The 15,696-nt window shown below is 39.5% G+C and carries 12 protein-coding genes and 1 pseudogene; 8 read left to right on the forward strand and 5 right to left on the reverse strand.

The window, feature by feature from the left end; all coding sequences use genetic code 11:
- Positions 1 to 53 precede the first annotated feature (53 nt).
- The gene (locus tag ASG38_RS00285; protein WP_157485941.1) at positions 54 to 611 is read right to left on the reverse strand and encodes a hypothetical protein; all 558 of its coding nucleotides are present in this window, start codon (positions 609 to 611) and stop codon (positions 54 to 56) included.
- Positions 612 to 715: 104 nt separating this feature from the next.
- Positions 716 to 1,435, reverse strand: coding sequence for a low molecular weight protein tyrosine phosphatase family protein (locus ASG38_RS00290; protein WP_056065485.1), 720 nt, complete (start codon positions 1,433 to 1,435; stop codon positions 716 to 718).
- 513 nt (positions 1,436 to 1,948) lie between these two features.
- Between ASG38_RS00290 and ASG38_RS00295 the strand changes: the two genes are divergently transcribed.
- The 4 genes from ASG38_RS00295 (at position 1,949) to ASG38_RS00310 (ending at position 4,778) form a co-directional block, all read left to right on the forward strand.
- Complete coding sequence (locus ASG38_RS00295) at positions 1,949 to 2,416, forward strand: PepSY-like domain-containing protein (protein WP_056065487.1); 468 nt, start codon at positions 1,949 to 1,951, stop codon at positions 2,414 to 2,416.
- A gap of 41 nt (positions 2,417 to 2,457) precedes the next feature.
- Positions 2,458 to 3,132 (forward strand): response regulator transcription factor, encoded by a 675-nt coding sequence (locus ASG38_RS00300; RefSeq protein WP_056065491.1) that lies wholly within the window; start codon positions 2,458 to 2,460, stop codon positions 3,130 to 3,132.
- Positions 3,133 to 3,134: 2 nt separating this feature from the next.
- Positions 3,135 to 4,460: a HAMP domain-containing sensor histidine kinase gene (locus tag ASG38_RS00305; protein WP_082482113.1), complete on the forward strand. Its 1,326-nt coding sequence runs from the start codon at positions 3,135 to 3,137 to the stop codon at positions 4,458 to 4,460.
- Positions 4,461 to 4,577: 117 nt separating this feature from the next.
- On the forward strand, positions 4,578 to 4,778 hold the full coding sequence (locus ASG38_RS00310; protein WP_056065495.1) for a hypothetical protein: 201 nt from the start codon (positions 4,578 to 4,580) through the stop codon (positions 4,776 to 4,778).
- A 66-nt stretch (positions 4,779 to 4,844) separates the two neighbouring features.
- Here the strand turns inward: ASG38_RS00310 and ASG38_RS00315 are convergent, their stop codons facing one another.
- The 3 genes from ASG38_RS00315 to ASG38_RS00325 all read right to left on the reverse strand — a co-directional run bounded on the left by ASG38_RS00315 (position 4,845) and on the right by ASG38_RS00325 (position 9,707).
- A complete protein-coding gene (locus ASG38_RS00315) occupies positions 4,845 to 5,789 on the reverse strand; it encodes a polysaccharide deacetylase family protein (protein ID WP_056065497.1) in 945 nt (314 codons plus the stop codon).
- Between the two features lie 16 nt (positions 5,790 to 5,805).
- Entirely contained in the window at positions 5,806 to 6,852 is a 1,047-nt protein-coding gene (locus tag ASG38_RS00320; protein ID WP_056065500.1) for a glycoside hydrolase family 130 protein, read from the reverse strand.
- A 119-nt stretch (positions 6,853 to 6,971) separates the two neighbouring features.
- Positions 6,972 to 9,707, reverse strand: coding sequence for a fibronectin type III domain-containing protein (locus ASG38_RS00325; protein WP_056065503.1), 2,736 nt, complete (start codon positions 9,705 to 9,707; stop codon positions 6,972 to 6,974).
- Positions 9,708 to 10,479: 772 nt separating this feature from the next.
- Between ASG38_RS00325 and ASG38_RS00330 the strand changes: the two genes are divergently transcribed.
- From ASG38_RS00330 to ASG38_RS00345, 4 genes and pseudogenes are all read left to right on the forward strand, one after another.
- Positions 10,480 to 11,679 (forward strand): gliding motility-associated C-terminal domain-containing protein, encoded by a 1,200-nt coding sequence (locus ASG38_RS00330; RefSeq protein ID WP_162239623.1) that lies wholly within the window; start codon positions 10,480 to 10,482, stop codon positions 11,677 to 11,679.
- A gap of 17 nt (positions 11,680 to 11,696) precedes the next feature.
- The gene (locus ASG38_RS00335; RefSeq protein WP_082482116.1) at positions 11,697 to 12,617 is read left to right on the forward strand and encodes a type IX secretion system membrane protein PorP/SprF; all 921 of its coding nucleotides are present in this window, start codon (positions 11,697 to 11,699) and stop codon (positions 12,615 to 12,617) included.
- Positions 12,618 to 12,631: 14 nt separating this feature from the next.
- Positions 12,632 to 14,578, forward strand: coding sequence for an OmpA family protein (locus ASG38_RS00340; protein WP_056065511.1), 1,947 nt, complete (start codon positions 12,632 to 12,634; stop codon positions 14,576 to 14,578).
- Between the two features lie 89 nt (positions 14,579 to 14,667).
- A pseudogene (locus ASG38_RS00345) lies at positions 14,668 to 15,696 on the forward strand (hypothetical protein); the annotation flags it as partial.

A 15,696-nucleotide genomic window follows, 5' to 3' on the forward strand; every position in this document is an offset into this window, starting at 1 on the left:
AAAAATCTAAAATCACAAATTAATATGCAGTCGTTTTTTGGGTTACCATACTTTTACCAAAGCTTTTTGTTCTCAAATGAATGATAGCTTCCTCCTGTCAAAGTTTTTGTATCAAGGTCATACTTAAATGCAACCCATTCGTCAGTATCGTGCATAGGATGGTATGCAAGTCCGGATACCAAATTATTTTCAATATTAATTTCAGCTAATTCGTCCCACGAAATTCTTTCAGTATTCCAATGTGTTCCATCCGGCTCAATGATTGTCAGTTGGGTCTGGTCTTTTAAGACAAGTCTTCCTTTGCTGGCTTGAAAAATGGCTGAATAACTAACCCCAAATACTTTAATAGGTTTTATTTCTTCCGGGTTCATCAGATAACAAGTTCCACTAGCTATAACCAATAAGTTTTGAGTATGCTCAAACTCTATTACTTGTTTCAGGTCTGTCCAACCCGGTTGAAAGTTTGCCAGCCATTCCGTTCCGTCTGCCTTGTAAAAACGAACAGGAAATCCTTCTGAATAGAAAGGTTCTCCGTTGTCAGTCACCGACACATACATTGGTCCGTTTGCAGGCAATGAATTTAATATTTCATATCTCTTTTCTGGCTTCATTTTGTTGTGTGTGGAAATTTTAAAAATGGAGAATTTCGGGTGTAAAGCAAATTTCATTACTAAAGTAACGTAAAATCTTTATTAACGGTTCGTTGTTTTTTATATCAAATAAGTCTTCGTCTGTAAACATCTTCCACTTTATTCTTTAGTATGTCAATTAGTTCTGCCTGCATATAATCGTAGTCGTCCGGAATGTATAAACATACAATTTTTTTATTTTTATAAATTTCGGGAAACTTTTGTCTTATGAAATTTCTATGATGTTTTTCCATAACAATAATACTGTCTGCCCAACTTAATATTTCATTGGAAATTACAGTATTTGCTGATTTGTCTGTGCCTGCTGATTTTACCCAAAAACGTTTATCGTCTTCATATATTTTGTGTGCAGTTGCACTTCTCATTCTGTTTACCGTGCAAACAAAAAGTAATTTTAGTTTGGATTTGTCTGTCCATAATTGTCGCATTAGAGTTGCGATTTTCCAACAGTCATCAATATTTTCGTTGTCAAAGCAAGCCCAGTAATGAATAGTAAATTCGTGAAGCTTGAAGTTGGCTTCTAAAATTGGTTTAATTGTTTCGCAATACTTTATAAAAAGTTCCTCAGTATTTTGGTCTTCTGTTGCCTGAATTATAATTTCCATTAAAACAAATTTCTTGTCATCGTCTGTTGTCAGGTAGTAATGTGAAATGTACTTTTCAATGTCATCAGGATTTCCTTCTGTATAAGACCAGTCCTGCATATAAGAATTATGCGGAATATTTAGTTCTTCTGATAACTCATCAATCGCTTTTCTTGTCCCACATCTAAAGGTTGGTTTCATTCGTTCTTTTTTAATAGAATCCTGCAGTTGAATTTTACACAAACGGTTCACTGTCAGTTTTTTTACTTACATTATGTTATGAACAGTTTCTTTATTCTGTCTGCCGAATATTTTTTGAATATGTATTTTGTTAAAAATAGTTGCCAACGGTTTGGTTTGTATGTGGCTAATTTACAATTTTTTTAATGCGGCCAATTGAGTTATTATAGTTGATAATGTATAGTTGATAGGCGATAGTTTTTAGTTGATTGGTAATGGGTAAATGTTTTTCTTTTACAGAGAGATTATATAAATACCTTAAATCTGTGTAATCATTAAAATCTGTGGCTAAAATCAAAAATCCAAAATCCTAAGTCAGCATTCATAAATCACAAATCCAAAATTATCTTCATTTTCTCTTCATTTTTACAAGCTATATTTGTTTATGATTCTTACCATACAAAACCAAAAATCAGATAAAAAATGGTAAATTCGTTATGGAGTCTCTTTTGTATAATTTAAAACCTATGCATTATGAAAAATACTTTTTTAGCAACCTTATTGCTCATTACGGCCAGTTTTTATGGACAAACCGACAAAAAACAACCTTATTCACCGCCTGACGAAGCACGTTTTGCTTTTGAAAAGGAATTCCCTAAAACAAATGCCGTATGGAGGAGCGAGTTTGACGGTGATGATGGCAATGAAGAATTGTATGTAGCAGATTTTACCGTTCAGGGCACCAGGGTTTCAGCCTATTATAATCTGAGAGGCGAACTACAGGTGTTGGAGCATGCGGTCAAACCGAACAAGTTGCCACAAACTATCCAGTCTTACCTTAAAAAAAATTATCCGACCTATAAAATTGTTGAAGCCGCAAGAATACGAAAAACACCGAATTACTATACTTATGAAGTGGGACTTACCAGCGACTCAAAATTTTATGATGCCGTTTTTAGTGATGCAGGCGATTTTCTGCAAATGGTGGAGAAAGACCGCTAAGGGTATTTAGAACAGTCTGCAAAATGATTATAAAGTAAATTATGAATGTCCTGATTGTAGAAGATACCAAAGAATTAGCAGTAGAGTTAATTGACTATCTTGACAAGAGTGGTTATGTCTGCAAATGGGTGGCTACTTGCGAAGAAGCTCTGGAAGAGGTTTCGGTAAACCAATATGATGCACTGTTGCTTGATTTGGGACTGCCTGACGGTAGCGGGTTTGACGTGCTGAAAAGTGTACGGAAAGCCAAATCAAAAATGGCAGTTATTGTAATTACAGCCCGTGGCGAGCTTGACGACAAGATTAACGGTCTTGATTTGGGCGCAGACGATTACCTGACCAAACCTTTTGCCCTGACGGAATTGGGTGCCCGATTGTATGCCGTAATTCGTAGAATCCACGGATTTACGGTTAATGAACTCGATATCCACGGATTCAAAATCAGGCTGCAGGATTATAAGGTAAGTTATCAGGAAAATGCCGTGGCACTGACAAAAAAAGAATTTGATATTTTTCAATATCTGGTACTGAATAAAAACCGTGTCATTACGCGGCTGCAGCTTACAGAACATGTATGGGGCGATGTGCTGGAAGTTAGTTCCGATTCTAATTTTATAGATGTACACGTACGGAACCTGCGCAAGAAACTCGACAAACACGCTTCTATCGAATGGTTTGAAACCGTACGCAATGTAGGCTATAGAATTATAAGCTAAACATGAAGCTCAAAAATAAAATCTCGATATTCAGTGCCGTAATCCGCCTGTTGCTATTAATCATCATGTGGTTTACGCTGTCTTTTGTAATTAAAAAGGTGGCCTATAAGAACATTGAAAATTCGATGGTTGAAAAACGGGATAAGTTTGTCAAAAATCTTAATACTTCCGAAATCAATGCTTTTATAGAACGGAATGACAGTACGGAGCTGTATGTTAGTTTCTCCAATCTTCACAGCGAATTTCTCCAGTTATACCGTTCCAACAACGCGGTGCGCTCAAAAGATTATTTTGTTGACGAAACCCGGATTGTAGAAAATGAATCGAATGAATACCGGGTACTTTACCATCATTTCACTTATAAAAACACCCACTATGTGCTTGAAATAGGAGAGCGGCTTAGTGAGGTAAACGAATTGTTGGATAAGTTTCATCTGGTTATTTTATTGTTGCTTACGGCAACGCTCATTGTGTCTCATTTTGCCCAATCCGTATTTATTGATTATCTGCTAAAGCCTTTCCAGAAAATAATTGACACAAAGATTAACCTTATTAATGAACCGGAATTGTTTGACCATTCTAAAGTGCATACGACTACATCTGATTTTATTGTTCTGGATGATGGATTGAACCAGATGATGGACCGCATACAGGAACAATTTAAAAAGGAAAAGCAGTTTATTGCCAACGTTTCCCACGAATTGCTGACGCCCGTTTCGGTTTTGCAGAACAGGCTGGAAAACCTGCTCAACAACGAATCTATCAATGATGAAGGTGTCGATAAGATTGTTGTTTCACTCCGGAATCTGGACACGTTGAAACGTATTATTAATAATCTTTTGCTCATTTCAAGAATAGAAAATCACCAGTATTCCAATTTTGAACCTATCGATTTCCAGAGTTTGATTTCTGAACTGTTGGCAGACCTTGAAGACCGTATTGAAATGAAGCAGCTTCGGGTGAGTAATACAGTAAAAGAACATTTTGTTTTTGAAGGGAATAAAACGCTGATGCACATATTGATTTATAATATTGTTTTCAATGCCATCAAGTTTACGCCCAACGGCGGTAGTGTTTCGGTTTCAGATTCTTTTGAAGAAGGGCTTTACAGTATTTCCATTTCAGATACGGGTAAAGGAATGACCGAAACACAATTGTCACAGATTTTTAATCGGTTTATGAAAATAAATCTGGAAGATGATGGGCAGGGGCTTGGGCTGTCAATCGTTTCAAGCATTGCCAATCTGCATAAAATAGCAATAAAGGTAAGTTCAGAACTGAATGTGGGAACAACTTTCAGACTGATTTTTCAGGAAGTGAAAAAATAAAATGTTAAATTAATCGCTAACGATAAAATCTTCATCTTATCTTCATTTAACGAATCTAACTTTGACCTGTAATTAAGAAACAAACACAATTCTTGTTTAATTAAAAAAATAGAAATCATGAAAAAATTAATGATGTTAGCCGTATTAGTTCTAGGAACCAGCGCTATGGTAAATGCACAACAAAAAGCACCTGCAAAAGCAGAAGCAAAAGTTGAAGCAAAAGCAACAAACAAAGAAATGAAGAAAGCCGAAGGAAAAACCAAAAAGGCTGAAGTGGCTAAAGTAAAAAAAGAAGAAGCGCCTAAGGCGAAAGCCTAAGACTCTTTGCCTGGTCTGCAATAAACGTGCCCGGAAAGCTCCTGATATCAGGAGCTTTTTTTATTTTTAATTCCGACTGTTTTTATAGGCTTTTACAGCTTCTTCCAGCGGAATCTTTTCATATTCGGCATCTTCGCCCGGATAGCGCAATGATTGAGAAAGGGTTGCTGTTGTTTTGGCGCATTGCCAGATAATGCTTTCTCCACAAGGCACAATATCCGGAGTTTTTTCAAAAACGGGGTCTTTGAAAGCCATTTGAGCATCAATTAATTTCCATCCTTTCTTTTTGAGAGCCGTTAATAAATCGTCAAGAAACAAAGCATTTAGCAAAGAATGGTGTAGTAGGAGCGTGTGCTTAACCGGTCTGTTGAACAGTTGAACAGCCAGAGCATCATAATAAGTAGCTCGGTCAAGGATGTGTTGGATATAGTAGTTTTTGTAGGGAGTGAGGTCGGCATCAGGATTTTCTTTTAATGCTTTGGCTATTTCCGCATCAATATACCAGTCCGAAGCATCAATCGTAACCGCTCCATTTTTGTAATTGATTTGCGACATGAATACTCTCATCGAATCTCTTTTTTCAACCGTATTGCCTTCTTTCAGGTATGGAAATCTGAAGTATTTGGCATAATTCCGGTAGGGTTTGATTATGCTGTCGCCCTTGTTAAAATCGGCGCTGAACTTTTTAAAGGAATTGGAATTGGATTTGGAATTAAAATACAGATGCGAATAGGAATGGTTGCAAATCATATGACCCTGGTCGTCCCATTGCTTTAATAAGTCCCTGCCGTTAGAATCGGCTACGCGCATGCCGCACACAAACAATGCTGCTTTGATATGATGCTTTTTAAGTGTTTTCAAAAGGGCATTATTTCGTTCCTGCCATTCTAATTTTGGAGTAACCGTCGTGTTGGGGTCGTCTATGGTAATTGCAATTTCTTTTTGGGCATATAATCCCGTATGTAACAGGAAAAACAGCAGGATGAAGGTGTGTTTTTGAGTAATTGTCATTGTTTGGAGATAGTACTTATTCCAACAAAGATAAAATTTCCCGGATTGAAAAATGGGCACCACAAACAAATTCATCGGCAGCACCATAATAAATGGTCAGCCTGTCTCCTTCAATAATATGGCCGTTCGTAAAAACTACGCCACCAAAAAAGCCATTGGTTTCATAAGTTTCTGTTGGAACCATTATGGGTTCGACAGTTCGGGATATTACTTTTGAAGGATTGTCCAGTTCCATTAGGAAAGCACCCAGACAATAGAAGTTTTCGGCATTGGCGCCGTGATAGATTTCCAGCCATCCGCGTTCTGTCTTAATTGGAGCAGCACCGGCACCAACTCTGGCGCTATCCCAATGATTTTCTCTGGTTTTGAGAATACATTGGTGATTTCCCCAATGCAGGCCGTCTGGCGATTCGGCTATCCAGATGTAATTACCTCCAATTTCCTTACTGCTAGGACGGTGCAGGGCGTAATATTTACCATTGATACGTTCTTCAAAAATAGCACAGTCTTTATTATGGGGTGGAAAAATCATTCCTTTCTGTTCAAAATCTTTCCAATTGATTGTAGTCCGCAAACCAACACCAACGCCATTGTTTGAAACAGCAGTATAGGTCAGGTAGTAGGTATTATCTATTTTGCTGACCCTGCAATCTTCAACACCAAATTTTTCCTGATATCCTATTCCTGATAAGATTGGATAACCTTCAGGTTCGCTAAAACGGATACCGTCATCGCTACACAACAGCCGAAGATGGGAAAGAGTAGTTAAATAGTCATTTCCTTTGTAATTAATTACCCTGGCATCATTAGCAATAAGATGGGGGTCGTCCAGTAATATTTCAAGAATTTCAATTTCTCCGGATTCATCCACGACAGGGAAGAAAATGGAACCTTCTTTTTGGGTAATATTTTCGGCAACCCTTACAATGAGCCAGATTTTATTTTCATAAATAAAAACACCCGGATTGAGCAGGCAGATCACCTGAAACTGGCTGTTGCTGGCCAACAGGTCTTTAGGGCTTAGTAACGGATTTTCAGGAAAGCGGTTGGCAATATCTCTCATAGTCACTTTTATTGGATTGAATTTACAAAAACTTTTTGTCGGATGACCTTAAGAGAATCCTAAATGTAAATACAAAAGCCTCCAGATGGAGGCTTTTGTTATAGAGTTTTTTGTTTTGATTAGTTTACCACAACCTTTACAGTATACACTTTATTAGAGTGAATTTTTAATATATAAGTTCCCGAAGGCAAACTTTGGTTGATAATCGAATAATTGTAATCATTAATGTTTTTTGAAGAATAGAACAGATTTCCGGTCATATCAAACATATCGATTTGGTCGATTGGATATTTTGATTTGATATAGGTCTTTTCGCCTTCCTTAACCGGGTTAGGATATACTTTTACCCCATTTTGAGAAGAAAACTCACCTGTTCCCAATGCTTCTTCAACCACAAAAGAAATTCGGTTGGATACTTCATTATAAGAATCGTTTGTAAACATTACGATGAAATAATCTCCGGCTTCTGTAGGCAGCTTGTCGTCCTGTATAACTTTTGTCCCTTCAGAAAGTCCCTCAAAATAGGTAAAACTTACCAGTTCGTCTACATTTGGGTCGTCTCCGGCATGATAGATTCCCAACCAATCCTTAACAATACCCGGGGCATTTGTCCAGGTTGCAATAATATTTTCATTGAGGTTGTAGATGGTCTTGTTGATGCTTAATTGTGTAATCTGGTTTCCAACCTGGAAAAATACTTTGTTTCCAACACTGTTATAGCCGTCCTGAAGGAAATATGCGGCAAAATAATAACCATCGGCCAAATTGTTGAAAGTAAAATTTCCGGAAGCCGTAGTAACATAGCGCCATTGTGTAGAAGCAGGTCCGCCTGGGGTTTGGCCTACTTTATAAATTCCAATCCAGTCATTGGTAAGTCGGGGTCCGTTGGCAAAAGATAGTGTAACCGGACTCCCTGAAGCGTAGGTTTGGGCATTAGAAGAAAGCGTTACCAATGGGCCTACATAAAATTCTTTTCTACCGGCCAATTCTGTATAGCCGTCATTTTCTAAAAACGTTGCATAATACCTTCCCGGCTGTGTCAAGCCATTAAAAGTAACGGTTCCGCTTCGCTGACCGTTTACATAAGTCCACAATTGTGAAGGATTGGCGCTTCCCGGTGTCTGGCCAACCTTATATAAAGCAATCCAGTCTCTTTGATTTCCCGGACCATCAGTAAAAGAAACACTTATTGGAGTGTTTGGTCTGTAGGCAATAGTGTCCAACTGAATTTGCGTATTGGCAAAACCGCTGTTGGTTACATTAAATGACTTTACGGCGCTCCATGGAGACCAGTTTAAATTCCTGTCTCTGTGGCGTACCTTTACAAAATACTGTCCGTTAGGAATTTCATTTGCTGCCAGAGTCACTTTTGTAATATCGATGCCCGCGTTGATATCTTTCGATACGTCAACCTGACCGTTTAAAGGGCCATACAGGTTTTCATAATCTCTGTAAATGTCTTTTTCAATGATTTCAAAATCGGCTGTTTTTCCAATCAGGAACTCTGTCGAGTTTAACAACTGGCCGGAAGTAGTAGTATAGGCAGAACTTGAAATTTCAAGCGGTAACTCTACATCACCACCATTAAAATCGTTCAATATTGTTGGTTGTTGTGGTGAATCCAATCCTTTATAACGGTGGAATTCATCCATAAGTTCATTGTTTTTCCAGGTATAGGCGCTACCAATAGAGTAGGATTCCACGTCAAAAGTATCGTTATTGACGTCAACATCTATAATTTGGTACATCCAGTTGGAAATCGTTTTCTGTACGTCGTCAAAATCTTTTTCTGCCGCCATGCCCCAATATTGGTCCCAGGCCACACCTCCGGAAATAATCTGGTAGGTTGGCGTATTTTTTAATTGGCCTCTGTGATATAAGTGGTGGTGGGCTCCAATATGCAAGATGTGCTTTGCAGAAGTTACCAAAACCGGCATAGCTGAATTTCGGATCCATGGAGAAATATCGCCCACATACTGTTCTGCCTGATAAGGTCTGTGTCCTAAAGAAACTATCCAGTCAACAGTCGGGTCAGCATCAGCAGCCTGTACCACCTGTGTAAGCCAGTTTAATTGCTGGATTCCGGTATGTTCTGTATCCATAGCTATGAAAAGAACATTTCCTACCTGATTGGCATAATAATTCTCTGTTCCGGATGAAATACCTCTATACGACATTTCATCAAGTACATAATGGTCATAATAGGCCTGCATGGCTAATGTACCGTAAGTTTCATGGTTTCCTACCAGAGTCTGAATAGGAAGGTAGCCGGATAAAGCCTTATTCTTTTTGAAATGTACGTTTTCATAATGGTCTAAAGTCCCCACATCTACCTGGTCACCTACCATAACTGTCAATGCAATATTATCGCAAGGGTCTGCCGTGATTCCCCATTTTTCTGCAATTTTTCTTTTGGCCTGGGCAACAAGCGTGTCAAATCGCGGAACGTTTCGCATCTGATTGTCTCCCAAAACCAAAAAACGCAGGTGGCCGTCAGATGTAGCGGCTTGTCCCGGAAGCGGTAGCGTTTTGAATGACATAGTCTGTGAAGTGCTGGTTCCGGTTCTGACGCGGTAATAATACTTAGTGTTTGGGTTAAGTCCTGATATTTTTACACTGTGGTAATAGTAATTGGCCGGATATCCGGTGTCTGTAAATATGCTGTTGGTTCCGGTAGCTGATAGGGTGAGCGCATTTGGCGTACTTCCGTATTCTACTATAGATTCCGGATTGCTTTCTGTTTTCCAGTTGACATAAATTGAATTGGTAGTGGGAGCTTGCAGGTAGGGATAGAGGGATTGAGCTTCAGCCATCCATCCTGCAAAAAGCAGCAATAAGAGATAGAATTTTTTCATGATGTGTTATGTTGTTTGATGGCACAAAAGTAGGTTCGCAAAAAAATTCAGCAATTAGAAAAAGATTAAGTTAGGGTTAAAGAATGGAAGCTTTTTTTAAGACCTGTTTTAAGAAATGATTAAGCAAAAGAGGCAAATTTCTATAAATCCCCATAATTGGCCTAACCAGTTATTCCTGTATGTTGCCAGTTACGCTTGTATACTGCCAGTTATTACTTTTTGCTATTACTTTCTCAGTAACTATCACATCTTTGTACTGTGATTGAGAGCTATTTAACCTCTGTTTAATCATAAAGCTATGCCCCAGCTTTCTACAAATCCTTTAGGATTATATAAATCCCTACTTAAAATATTCTGAATAGAATAAGTTATTGCTTGTAGGTGTTTTTCATCATCGGATGATATATCCATGAAAAATGTTCTCAGGTTGATGTTATTCTTTTGGGACAAAAATGTTATCAGTATAAAGATTGTAAAAAATACATGATAAAAAGAAGGCCCAACATGCTTTTATAGGACGCTCGTCCTGCATGAGTGCTGTATTGTGGTAGAGACGGCACTATCGGGCGCTTTTTCAGGCTGCGGAAGCGGGAAAGCCGTAAGAGTTTTAGGGGTAAAGTTCTTCGTACGGATCCCGCTGGGCGCGGCAAAAAAGTTAAAGTAAGGATAAGGCATACCAGAGGATAATATGAGGACAACAACAATTGTGAATTTATTTTTAGCATTGCTCTTTTGGGGGAGCTTGCGGGCACAGATGGCAAATACGGGAGAAATGTCAGTATTGCCGGGAACCACGCTTTCTACCTATCTGGATTTTGACAATACTTCAACAGCAACTTTTACAAATGACGGAGAATTTCATGTTTTCCGAAATTTCAACAATGACGGAATAATAGGTTTCACTTCAGGGCAACGTGGCTATACCCTGTTTGAGGGTAACAGGCTGCAGTCTATTTCCGGAAATGCACCAAGCGACTACTTTAAATTTTATGATGTGCTTTTCAACAACAGCTCGCCACAACCTCCTTTCAAACTTTCTGGAACAATAAGCATCTCAGGCAATTCTGATTTGCTGAACGGTATTGTAAAAGGTGAAGGTGACGGTCTTGCTGTTTATGAAAACAAGGCAACCCATTCCAATACCGACAATGACAGTCATATTGACGGATATGTACAAAAAAATGGTGATGAAGAATTCTGGTTTCCAATAGGTAACGGAGGATATCACAGACCGGCCAAAATAGCACCTACATCTCCCAATGCACCTACCGATGCATTCATGGGAAAATATTTTCTAGAAAATTCCAATACTTTGTATCCGCATGCCAGCAAGGCCGGGAATATAGAAGTGATTGACAATACGGAATACTGGACAATTGACAAATTGGACGGAGAAACTGAAATTATGCTTTCCCTTACCTGGGACGAGTTGACAACTCCGGAGTTTATCTGGCGTGGTCTTGAAGGCTCCGGTGTAGAGGAAGAAAAAGTGACCATCGTTCGATGGAACGAAGAGCAGAACCTGTGGGTGGATGAAGGTGGAATTGTCGATAGAGGCAATAGGGGCACAGGAACCGTAACCTCCTTTTTCACAACTTCGGGATTTGGCGTATTTACACTGGCTAAAGTAAAAAGAAGAGTAGAACCAGAAGGAAACATCGTAATCTACAACGGGGTTACCCCAAACGGTGATGGCAAAAACGACTACTTTTTTATCGATGGTATCACGCACTATCCAAACAACAGGGTGACTATCTACAACCGTTGGGGCGTGAAAGTCTTTGAAACTACAAATTATGATTCTGATGGGAATGTATTCAATGGCATTTCACATGGAAGGGCAACTATACAGCCGGACAGCAAACTGCCTTCCGGAACCTATTTCTATGTGCTAACCTATGAATTTTCTTCCCCATCCGGAAACAAAAGAAATATTGAAAAGGCAGGTTACCTATATCTGAACGATAACTAATCAGAAAACAAAAAAACATGAAAACCAGTTACAAGCTTGCCTTGCTCGCTCTTTTTATTGGAGTAGTCGGGTTTGCCCAGCAGGATTCGCAGTATACCCAGTATATGTACAATACGGCGAACATCAATCCTGCCTATGCAGGTTCCAGAGATGTGTTGAGCATTTTTGGGCTCTATCGTGCACAATGGATAGGCTTGAAAGGGGCACCAAAAACCGGCACATTTGCCTTACATTCACCTATAAGCAATAGCAATGTTGGTCTTGGACTCTCTTTTGTGAACGACAAGATAGGGCCATCCAGTGAGAATAATATCTCGGTCGATTTTTCTTATATGATTAGGCTTTCGGAAGAGTTCAATTTGGCTTTTGGACTGAAAACAACCGCCAATCTGTTAAACGTAGACTATACCAAACTGGATATCTATGACCCTAATGACCCGAGATTTCAAAGTAATATAGAAGATTCCTTTACTCCAAATATTGGAGCGGGTGCGTTTCTGTATTCAAAAGATACCTATGTAGGGCTGTCTGTACCTGCTTTCCTTGAAACCAAACATTACCAGGATAATGGAAATTATTCTACAGCAAGGCAAAATATGCATTTCTATCTGATGGGAGGACATGTCTTTGAATTAAATCCGGATTTGAAATTCAAACCGTCCTTACTTTTTAAAATAGCGGAAGGAGCTCCTCTTCAGGCAGATTTTTCGGCCAATTTTCTCTTCAATGAAAAAATAACGGGCGGAGTAGCCTACAGATGGAGTGCTGCTGTTAGTGCTATGGTTGGATTTCAGTTGACTGATGGGCTTTTTGCAGGCTATGCCTATGATGCAGAAACCACCAGGCTGGCAACCTATAATTCAGGCTCCCATGAGATATTTCTGCGATTTGAACTGTTTAAAAAATATGACAAGGTAATGACGCCTCGATTCTTCTAAACTCCTGGATATTTATGAAAAAAATTACCCTCGTAATGACCGCATGGCTGTCTGTTTTTTTTACACTTTCTGTCGTTGCCCAGGAAAGAAAGGTGGCAAAAGCGGATAAGCTCTATGATGACTTTGCCTATATCGACGCCATTACTGTTTATGAAAACATAGTCGCAAAAGGATACAGTTCGCCAGACCTGCTTAAAAAACTGGCCAACGCTTACTATTTCAATGCGGAATTTCAAAAAGCAAACAAATGGTATACGGAACTGTTTGCGTTAGGTGAAGAACCCGAACCTGAGTATTTCTATAGGTATTCCCAGACACTGAAGTCTATTGGCGATTATGAAAAATCGGCGCAGATGATGGATAGATTTTCAAAAAAGAATGTCATTGACGGCAGAGGAAAATTGTATGAAGAAGACAAGGATTATCTGTCTGCTATTCTGGATAATTCCGGACGCTACAGCATTGAAAGCGCAGGAATCAATTCCGAAGGACAGGATTATGGCACCACTTTTTATAAAGGCTCTCTCATCTTTGCTTCTTCAAGAGAAGAAAAAGGTGCCGCAAAAAGAATAGACAGGTGGACAGAACTTCCGTTCACGAATCTATATGCTTCAAAGGTGAGAAGTGACGGTACTCTGGAAGCTCCGGAAAGATTTGCAAATGAAATCAGTAGCGGTTTCCATGAGGCTACACCCGCTTTTACACAAGATGGGAAGACCATATATTTTACCCGCAATAACTACAATAACGGCAAGAATGGAAGAAGCAAAGACAGAAGGATTGTACTAAAAATATACAAGGCGACATTTGAAGATGAAAAATGGAGAAACGTTACCGAGTTACCATTTAATAATGATGAATTTAATACGGCGCATCCGGCACTTAGTCCCGACGACAAGACGCTTTATTTTGCTTCAGACAGACCAGGTTCCATAGGACAGTCAGATATCTATAAGGTAAGCATAAATGCTGACGGTACATTTGGCAAACCTGAAAACTTAGGAAAAGAAATCAATACGGAAGGCAAAGAAACCTTTCCATTCATATCCGACGAAAATGAATTGTATTTCGCTTCAGACGGGCATCCCGGTTTGGGAGGACTGGATATCTTCAGAAGCAAGATGGGTGAAAACGGATTTGAGAAACCCCAAAATGTAGGTACTCCTGTTAATGGAGGTCAGGATGATTTTGCCTTTATGATTGATACCAAATCACAAGGTGGTTTCTTCTCTTCCAACCGAAACGGAGGAATGGGATATGACGATATCTACAGATTGAAAGAAAACAGGAAACTGGAAAATGAACAATTTGCGGAAGGACAGGTAAGGGATTCGATAAATGATAAGGGATTGGAAAATGTAAAACTTGGCCTTTATGATGATAAGTTTAAATTATTGGAAGAAGCTGTCACAGACCGCAAGGGTAATTACATTTTTAAGACAAAACTGCAAAAGGGCAAACGATACCATATACGTGCAGAAAAGAAAGATTATCTGACAGACGAGAAAAATATTGAAGCGGATGGTTCAAATGGTTTTGTAGAGGTAGATATCGCTCTTCAAAAACGAATTACTGAAATCAGGCAAAAAGGAAATATCGCAGACGCCTTCGGTATCAGAGATATTTACTTTGACTTTGACGAAGCAAACATACGGCCTGATGCGGCTCTCGACCTGGAGAAGATAATAGACGTCATGAGACAGTATCCGGGCATGACGGTAGCGATACGATGCCATACAGACAGCAGGGGTGCCCGGGAATATAATCTGAAGCTTTCACAAAGGAGAGCCAATGCTGTTAAGCAGTATATGATAGAACACGGAATAGATTCCAGCAGACTTTCTGCTAAAGGTTACGGTGAAACACAGTTAAGAAATGGATGTTCTGATGGTGTGGAATGTACGGAAAGGGAACATGAAATAAACAGGAGAAGCGAGTTTGTTATCCTAAAAATCAAATAATCAATAAGAGATTTTAAAATCAAAAAGCCTTTGGCCGTGTTTTACGGAGATAGTAAGGCCAGCACTAAGAATAAACTAAAACTACGATCATGAAGAAATTATTACTCACCGCCATTGCTATATTAGGAGCCTCTGCAGCTTATTCCCAGGTAGGAATAGGAACCAGAACGCCTAATAACTCATCACAGTTAGAAGTAACTGTTGACGGGCAACCAGAGAAAAGAGGTATTCTTATACCAAGGGTGGCACTTCAGAGTACCAACAGTATGAACCCGATCGTCAATACGGGAACCCTGCCCAATAGCTTATTGGTTTTTAACACGGCAGAAACCGGAACTGCTCCTTTTGGTGTTACACCGGGCTTCTACTATTGGTATGAGAACAAATGGATCAAAATGATTAGTAATGGCGATGATACCAACACGACCAATGTCAGCCTGACACAAAACGGGCAGGATTTAATTCTGACCGATAGTGATGGGAATAACGTGAGGATAGCTTTATCAGATTTGCAAAAGATAACAACACTCGTCAACAATAATGACGGTACTTATACCTATACCAATGAAGCCGGAACACAGGTCACTATTGATGTTCCTGCAGACGTTGTAAGTAATTTCAATGACATTATCACCAATACAAGCGTGCTGAACCAGCTGATTACGAACCTTACGAACACTTCGGTGGGCGGTAACGTTTACTATGATGGAACCAGCTTTACCTATGTAGACAATACGGGTACTTCGCACACCATCAACATCCAGGACATTGTTCGTGGCAACGAGACGGTAACCACGTTGGTGAACAACAACGACGGTACCTATACCTATACCAACGAGGCGGGTACACAGGTCACTATCGATGTTCCTGCAGACGTTGTGAGCAACTTCAATGACATCATCACCAATACAAGCGTGCTGAACCAGTTGATTACGAACCTTACGAACACTTCGGTGGGCGGTAACGTTTACTATGACGGAACCAGCTTTACCTATGTGGACAATACGGGAACTTCGCATACCATCAACATCCAGGACATTGTTCGTGGCAACGAGACGGTAACCACGTTGGTAGACAACAATAACGGCACCTACACCTATACATCGGAAGACGGTACG

Source organism: Flavobacterium sp. Leaf359 (genome assembly GCF_001423985.1).
GTDB lineage: Bacteria > Bacteroidota > Bacteroidia > Flavobacteriales > Flavobacteriaceae > Flavobacterium > Flavobacterium lindanitolerans.